9 protein-coding genes and 1 pseudogene are annotated in these 6,897 nt (G+C 67.0%); 4 read left to right on the plus strand and 6 right to left on the minus strand.

Features of this window, described 5'->3' with window-relative positions; all coding sequences use genetic code 11:
- The 3 genes and pseudogenes from IJH84_RS09080 to IJH84_RS09090 all read left to right on the plus strand — a co-directional run.
- Positions 1-373 (plus strand): annotated as a pseudogene (locus IJH84_RS09080) (cation-transporting P-type ATPase); the annotation flags it as partial.
- Positions 370-924 carry a signal peptidase II gene (gene lspA / locus IJH84_RS09085; RefSeq protein ID WP_010157045.1) on the plus strand — a complete coding sequence of 185 codons (555 nt, stop codon included), beginning with the start codon at positions 370-372 and terminating at the stop codon, positions 922-924. The pseudogene IJH84_RS09080 and the gene lspA, both read left to right, overlap by 4 nt.
- On the plus strand, positions 921-1,229 hold the full coding sequence (locus IJH84_RS09090; protein ID WP_010157044.1) for a hypothetical protein: 309 nt from the start codon (positions 921-923) through the stop codon (positions 1,227-1,229). The genes lspA and IJH84_RS09090 overlap by 4 nt, the downstream gene beginning before the upstream one ends.
- A gap of 146 nt (positions 1,230-1,375) precedes the next feature.
- On the opposite strand, the gene IJH84_RS09095 is transcribed toward IJH84_RS09090, so the two are convergent.
- The 6 genes from IJH84_RS09095 to IJH84_RS09120 all read right to left on the minus strand — a co-directional run bounded on the left by IJH84_RS09095 (position 1,376) and on the right by IJH84_RS09120 (position 5,800).
- Positions 1,376-1,780 carry an arsenate reductase ArsC gene (locus IJH84_RS09095; protein WP_010157043.1) on the minus strand — a complete coding sequence of 135 codons (405 nt, stop codon included), beginning with the start codon at positions 1,778-1,780 and terminating at the stop codon, positions 1,376-1,378.
- Positions 1,781-1,796: 16 nt separating this feature from the next.
- Positions 1,797-2,801, minus strand: coding sequence for a metalloregulator ArsR/SmtB family transcription factor (locus IJH84_RS09100; protein ID WP_010157041.1), 1,005 nt, complete (start codon positions 2,799-2,801; stop codon positions 1,797-1,799).
- A complete protein-coding gene (gene arsB / locus IJH84_RS09105) occupies positions 2,798-3,886 on the minus strand; it encodes an ACR3 family arsenite efflux transporter (RefSeq protein ID WP_295142656.1) in 1,089 nt (362 codons plus the stop codon). The genes IJH84_RS09100 and arsB overlap by 4 nt, the downstream gene beginning before the upstream one ends.
- Entirely contained in the window at positions 3,883-4,209 is a 327-nt protein-coding gene (gene trxA / locus IJH84_RS09110) for a thioredoxin (protein WP_010157039.1), read from the minus strand. The genes arsB and trxA overlap by 4 nt, the downstream gene beginning before the upstream one ends.
- Entirely contained in the window at positions 4,206-5,180 is a 975-nt protein-coding gene (trxB, locus tag IJH84_RS09115) for a thioredoxin-disulfide reductase (protein ID WP_010157038.1), read from the minus strand. Before trxB ends, trxA begins: the two co-directional genes overlap by 4 nt.
- Before the next feature lie 149 nt (positions 5,181-5,329).
- Positions 5,330-5,800: a hypothetical protein gene (locus IJH84_RS09120; protein WP_295142663.1), complete on the minus strand. Its 471-nt coding sequence runs from the start codon at positions 5,798-5,800 to the stop codon at positions 5,330-5,332.
- Positions 5,801-6,146: 346 nt separating this feature from the next.
- Here IJH84_RS09120 and IJH84_RS09125 point away from each other — a divergent pair.
- The coding region (locus tag IJH84_RS09125) for a GH25 family lysozyme (protein WP_295142667.1) at positions 6,147-6,897 on the plus strand (751 nt) is incomplete at its 3' end.

The raw sequence follows: 6,897 nt of genomic DNA on the forward strand, positions 1-6,897 counted from the left end.
CGGCGAGCTGGGCAGGCACGGCTCGGTCGCGATGATCGGCGACGGCATCAACGACGCCCCCGCCCTCGCCGCCGCGGACATCGGCATCGCGATGGGCGCGACCGGCTCCGACGCCGCGATCGAGTCCGCCGACGTCGCCTTCACCGGCCACGACCTGCGGCTCCTCCCGCGGGCGTTCGACCACGCCCGTCGCGGACGGCGCATTATCAATCAGAACATCATCCTGTCGCTGCTGATCATCACCGCCCTGCTGCCGCTGGCCCTGTTCGGCGTGCTGGGGCTGGCCGCGGTGGTGCTGGTGCACGAGATCGCCGAGGTGATCGTGATCCTCAACGGGCTGCGCGCCGCGCGCACCAGGAAGTCGATCGCGTGACCGCGCAGGGCACCGTCGTCGCCGAGGGGACGAGCCCGCCCTCCCCGAAAGGTCGGAGGGCACTCGGCGTCGCCCTCGCGGTCGCCGTGCTCGCCGTGGCCCTCGATCAGGGGTCGAAGGCCCTCGCTGTGGCGCAGTTGACTTCTGGCGAGCGGGTTCCGCTGGTCGGCGACCTGTTCGGCCTGTCCCTGGTCTACAACCCCGGAGCCGCGTTCTCGCTCGGCTCCGGGTCCACCTGGATCTTCACCCTCGTCGGCCTCCTCGCCGCCATCGCGGTAGTTGTGTTCGCTGTGCGGCTGCGTGGCGCGCGGTGGGGTGCCGCGTTGGGCCTGGTCCTCGGCGGCGCGGTCGGCAACCTCGTCGACCGGCTCCTGAACCCGCCCTCCTTCGGACAGGGGCAGGTCACGGACTTCCTCGCCTACGGCGACCTGTTCGTCGGGAACGTCGCCGATGTCTTCGTCGTCGCCGGTGTCGGCCTGCTCTGCCTGATCCTTCTCCCGCCAGGCCCGGACCGGGCGTCGAACGACGCGCGATTCGAGGATGCCGCATGAAGGTCGAGCTGCTGCACATTGTCGGTTGCCCGAACACGGACGTGGCCGAAGCCAACGCGCGCGCAGCACTGGACGCTCTTGGATTCAGGGCCGTGCCTGTCGAGCTGGTCACGATCCGGACCGAGGCCGAGGCGGTAAGCACCCGGTTCGGAGGCTCGCCCACGATCCTCGTCGACGGCGTCGACCTGTTCCCGACAGCACCGGTCCGCTCGCTCGCGTGCCGCGTCTATGCGACGAGGAACGGGTTCGCCGGAGCGCCTACGCAGGAGCAGATCGAAGCAGCGCTGCGAGGCGCGTCCCGGTAGAGCAAGAACGGGCTGTAGCGCGATCGATGGCGCACGCCTCACGGCACATCGGTGTTCGCCGCAGGGACCAGGAAACCCGGAAACACAGCGGAGAGGCAGGGCCATTGGCCGCTGCCCCTCCCGTGCTCGCAGTCCCTCGCAGTCCCTCAGACGAGCAGTTCCGCCAGCAGCGTTTCGACGCGACCTTTGATCTCGTCCCGGATCGGGCGCACGGCATCGATGCCCTGTCCGGCCGGGTCGTCGAGCTTCCAGTCCTCGTAGCGCTTGCCGGGGAAGAACGGGCACGCGTCGCCGCAGCCCATGGTGATCACCACGTCGGAGTCCTGCACCGCTTCGGTGGTGAGCACTTTCGGCTGTTCGGCGGTGATGTCGATGCCGACTTCGCGCATCGCCTCGACGGCGACGGAGTTGATCTGGTCGGCGGGTATGGATCCGGCGGAGCGGACCTCGACGCGGTCGCCTGCGAGCTCGCGGAGCCAGCCGGCGGCCATCTGGGAGCGCCCGGCGTTGTGGACGCAGACGAAGAGGACGGAAGGCTTCTGGTCAGTCATTGTTGTTCGCTTTCGTTCAGTCGGTGAGCGTGGCGAGGAGCTCGCGGACGCGGCCCTCGATATCGTGGCGGATCGCGTCGACCCCGTCCGGGGAAGCGAGAGCCGGGTCGCCCACGGCCCAGTCCTCGTAGCGGACGCCGGGGATGATCGGGCAGACGTCGCCGCAGCCCATGGTGACCACCACGTCGGCCGCGCGCACGGCGTCGTCGGTGAGCGGCTTCGGGAACGCCGTCTCGGCTTCCTGCTCGCCCTCGATCTCCGTGAGCAGGGAGCGCACGTGCGGGTGCATGTCCGAGGCAGGGGCGGAGCCTGCTGAGCGGGCGATCACGGCACCGCCTGCGAGCTGGTTGACGATCGCGGCGGCGAGCTGGGAGCGGCCCGCGTTCTGCACGCACACAAACAGCACCTGCGGCACCCCGGCCGAGCGGTCCCTGGCCAGGTCGGCGAGGCGCTGCCGGGCGAACCGTTCGGTCAGCGGGATCATGTGCGCCGTCAGCTTCGCTGAACGCACCAGGCCGGCGTAGGACTCGCGCACGATCGCGATCACGAGGTCCCGGTTCAGCCCGGTGAGCTCGTCCGCGAGCTCTTCGGCGAGGCGGGTCACGCGGGCGTCCATCTGCTGCAGGGCCTCGGCCCGTGCTGCGGCGTCTTCGGGTTCGTCGGTGACGGCCGCGGCGGGAGCGAACGCGTCGAGGAGGGACGCGACGGCGCGCTGCTTGCCCGGCGCGATGCGGTACCAGACCCAGGTGCCGCGCCGCTCGGAGGCCAGCATCCCGGTCTCCTTGAGCACCTTCAGGTGGTGCGAGACCGTCGGCTGGGAGACCTCTGCCAGCTCGGCGAGGTCGCACACGCAGGACTCGCCGCGCGGGTCGGCCGCGATCGCGGAGAGCATCCGCAGCCGCAGCGGGTCCGCCAGCGCCTTCAGCGCACTGGCGACCGTGCTCGCCGCCTCAGCGCCGATTGCGTGGGTCGTCGACGGCGAGCATGCCTCGGCGTCGGGGATGGTGGCAGCGTCGGTCATGACGTCCTCGATTCAGCGGTATACGGATCCGTGCGGAACCAGGCTCTGGCGGCCCAGAGGGAGACGTAGACGAGGCCGACGAGCACAGGGACCTCGATGAGCGGACCCACGACGCCGGCCAGCGCCTGGCCGGAGGCGGCCCCGAAGGTCCCGATGGCAACGGCGATCGCGAGCTCGAAGTTGTTGCCCGCCGCGGTGAACGCCAGCGTCGTCGACCGCGCGTAGCCGAGGCCGATGCCCTTGCCGAGCAGCAGCCCCGCGAACCACATCAGGCCGAAGTAGACCAGCAGCGGCAGCGCGATGCGCGCCACGTCGAGAGGCTTCGCCAGCACCGCGTTGCCCTGCAGTGCGAACAGCAGCACGATCGTGCACAGCAGCCCGTAGAGCGCCCACGGCCCGATCCTCGGGAGGAACTTCTCTTCGTACCAGTCGCGCCCCTTGCGCTTCTCGCCGATGAAGCGGGACGCGAAGCCCGCGATGAGCGGGATCCCGAGGAACACGAGCACGTTCAGCGCGATCTGCCAGACCGAGATCTCCAGTCCCTGTGCGTCCAGGCCCAGCCAGCCCGGCAGCACAGTCAGGTAGAACCAGCCCAGCACCGAGAACATCACGACCTGGAAGACCGAGTTGATCGCGACGAGCACCGCGGTCGCCTCGCGGTCGCCGCAGGCGAGGTCGTTCCAGATCACGACCATAGCGATGCATCGGGCGAGGCCGACGATGATTAGCCCGGTCCGGTACTCGGGCAGGTCCGGCAGGAAGATCCACGCGAGCGCGAACATCACCGCGGGCCCGACGAGCCAGTTCAGCACGAGCGAGGAGACCAGGAGCTTCTTGTCACCCGTGACGGCTGCGACCTTGTCGTAGCGGACCTTCGCGAGCACGGGGTACATCATCACCAGCAGGCCCAGCCCGATCGGGACCGAGATCCCGCCGACCTCCATCGCAGACAGCGCGTCGGAGAGCGCCGGCACGAACCGGCCGAGCACGAGGCCGGCGACCATCGCGAGGCCGATCCAGAGCGGCAGCCACTTGTCGAGGGTGGAGAGCCGTTTCGGGGTGGTGCGGGTCAGGGCGTCGGTCATGCGAGCAGCTCCTCGAGCTTCGCGACGTAGACGGGTTTCGGGTGCGCGCCGATCAGCACGTCGACACGTTCCCCGTTCCGGTAGAAGCCGAGGGTCGGGATCGAGGTCACGCCGGCCGCGGTCACGGTCTCGGGGTTCTGGTCGGCGTCGATCTTCACGATCTTCACCCGGCCCTCGTACTCGCCGGCGAGCTGGTCCAGGATCGGGGCGATCGCCCTGCACGGGCCGCACCAGGTCGCCCAGATGTCGACCACGACGGGCAGCTCGGACTCGAGCACCTCGGCCTGGAAGGTGGCGTCGGTGACGGGGGTGACGGTGCTCATACGGAGACCTCCAGAACAGGCTCGGAAACGGTGGCGGGTGCGAGGTGCGACAGGTAGTGCTGGGCGTCCTGCGCGGCCGCGCAGCCGGTGCCCGCGGCGGTGATCGCCTGCCGATACGTGTGGTCGACGAGATCCCCGGCCGCGAACACCCCGGCCAGATTCGTCCGCGTCGACGGGTGCGCGACCCGCACGTACCCGTCCGCGTCGGTGTCGACCTGCCCAGTCACGAGCTCGGAGCGCGGGTCGTGCCCGATCGCGACGAACACCCCCGTCGCGTCGAGCCTCCGCTCGGCCCCGGTGATCGTGTCGCGCAGCGTGAGCCCGGTGACCTGCTCGTCGCCGAGGATCGCGGCGACCTCGCTGTTCCAGGCGACCTCGATCTTCGGATCGTCCAGCACGCGCTGTGCCATGATTCTCGACGCTCGGAACTCGTCCCGGCGGTGCACGACGGTGACTTTCGATGCGAACCGGGTGAGGAACAGCGCCTCCTCCATCGCGGAATCCCCGCCACCGATCACGGCGATCTCCTTGTCGCGGAAGAAGAACCCGTCGCAGGTCGCGCACCAGGACACTCCGTGCCCCGACAGGCGCTCTTCCTCGGGGAGGCCGAGCTTGCGGTACGCGGAACCCATCGTCAGGATCACCGCCCGCGCCCGGTACGTCATCCCGGCACCCGTCTCGATGGTCTTCACGTCGCCGTCGAGCTCGAGGCGAATCGCGTCGTCGTAGACGATCCGAGCGCCGAACCGCTCAGCCTGCGCCCGCATCGACTCCATCAGCTCCGGCCCCTGCACGCCATCGACGAAGCCGGGGAAGTTCTCCACCTCGGTCGTCGTCATCAGCGCACCGCCCGCGGTGACCGAGCCCGCGATCACGTTCGGCGCAAGACCCGCGCGGGCCGCGTAGACCGCCGCGGTGTATCCGGCGGGACCGGACCCGACGATGACCAGTTCGACTTCTTGATTCGACATACTTCTATATTGACATCTATCGAATCAGTTCGCGAGCCCATGCCGGCTTTGTCACCGGATGTTCACCTACCGTGCTCAGGCAGGGCTGCCAACGCCCTTCGCGCGTGACCTCCGCATCATCGACGAACAGTGCATGAAAAGTGCACTCTTCAACAATCGGACCTACCAGTATCCGGGATCACGACGTGCAACCGCGAACCGTCCGGAAGCGCCGCATCGACGAATGGACTGCTCAAGTCCAGACGACGTCCAGAACTCTTGAGCATTTTCTCGACCAAGTCCCGAATCTGTTGCGGATTCAGCTGCAAGCCGGTCAACTCGGACTCCCCGTTGCGCGCGACATAGATTTCGGTCGGTGCATTGATCCAGATTTCTTCGACTGCAGGATCATCGAGAAGCGGTTGAATCGCACCGAACCCGGTGACCGCGTCGAGGACGAATCGTTTTGCCTCCGCGGCCCGGCGCAACGACGGCACCGCACCGAGCAACGCGCGTTCTTCATAGTCGAGGAAAACCGCTTCGACGATCTGCCGAACTTCGGCCAGCTGGCGCATCGGGTCTATTCCGTCGCGCCGAAGCAACTCCCGGACTTCGCCTTCGACAATATCCACCGCGTCCATCGGAGCCTCCCCCTGGCTATGAATCCGCTGTGCTTCCATACAGGGTAAAACAAGTTCCAAAGCATTGACAGCAAAATCTTGGAGCTTGTGGACAACCGCAGCCGGAAGCTGCCGAACGGCATTTCGCCGGCCCCACGATCAGTGCCGACGGCCGAACCCAGGCCCCATATAACATTAAGATAACGGATTCACATCAGCCTCACAGGCCCCATTGATCACATTGCTATCATGAATGAGGGCAGATTAAACCATCTCGATTCCCACAAACGGCAGACATCGCACTCGACGCGCCGAGGCCGGTGCCCCTACCGCCATAACGCCAGATCAGAGTTTTTGGAGAATCCACATGAATTTCAAGCTTCGGACTTCGCCGTCCCGTATCTCCATTGCTCTGCTCACCTTGGCCGTCTTGCCCGCGTTGGCACTCGGCACCGGCGCCGCAGTGGCAGCCCCGCCACTCCCGGAACCGAGCTCGACCGCAGCCGCGGAAAAATCCGACCAGGCCCTTCCGCCTGAGATTCCGTCGCCCGGCGCGAAGATGGGCTGGACCGAAGATTCGGTCGTCGTACCGCAACTGCTCAAGAACGCGCCGGTCGAATCCGGCCCGAGGGGGGCTGCTGCACCGCAGGCAGTGACCGGATCGACGAGTTTCGTGCCTGGCTGGGGCATCCTCGGCCTCGATGTGAGTGCCTGGCAAGCCAAAGTGAACCCCAACGGTTCCCGGACCGACAACGTCAATTGGCAAGCCGAATGGAACCAGGGTGCTCGCTTCGCCTATGTCAAGGCCACCGAAGGGACCAGCTACAAATCGGACACCTTCGGACAGCAATACGGATCCGCGGCCGCAGTGGGCATGATTCGCGGCGCCTACCATTTTGCGTTGCCCAGCGTTTCGTCCGGAACCCAACAAGCAAACTTTTTCGCGGCAAATGGCGGCGGCTGGTCTGCCGACGGGATCACCTTGCCGCCCTTGCTCGACATCGAATACAACCCTTACGCGTCCTTGGGTGACACCTGCTACAACATGGCCGGCACCCAGATGGTCAACTGGATCAAAGAGTTCTCCAACCGGATGATGACGCTCACCGGACGCTACC

This window comes from Saccharopolyspora sp. (assembly GCF_017434145.1).
Taxonomy (GTDB): Bacteria; Actinomycetota; Actinomycetes; order Mycobacteriales; family Pseudonocardiaceae; genus Saccharopolyspora_C; species Saccharopolyspora_C galaxeae.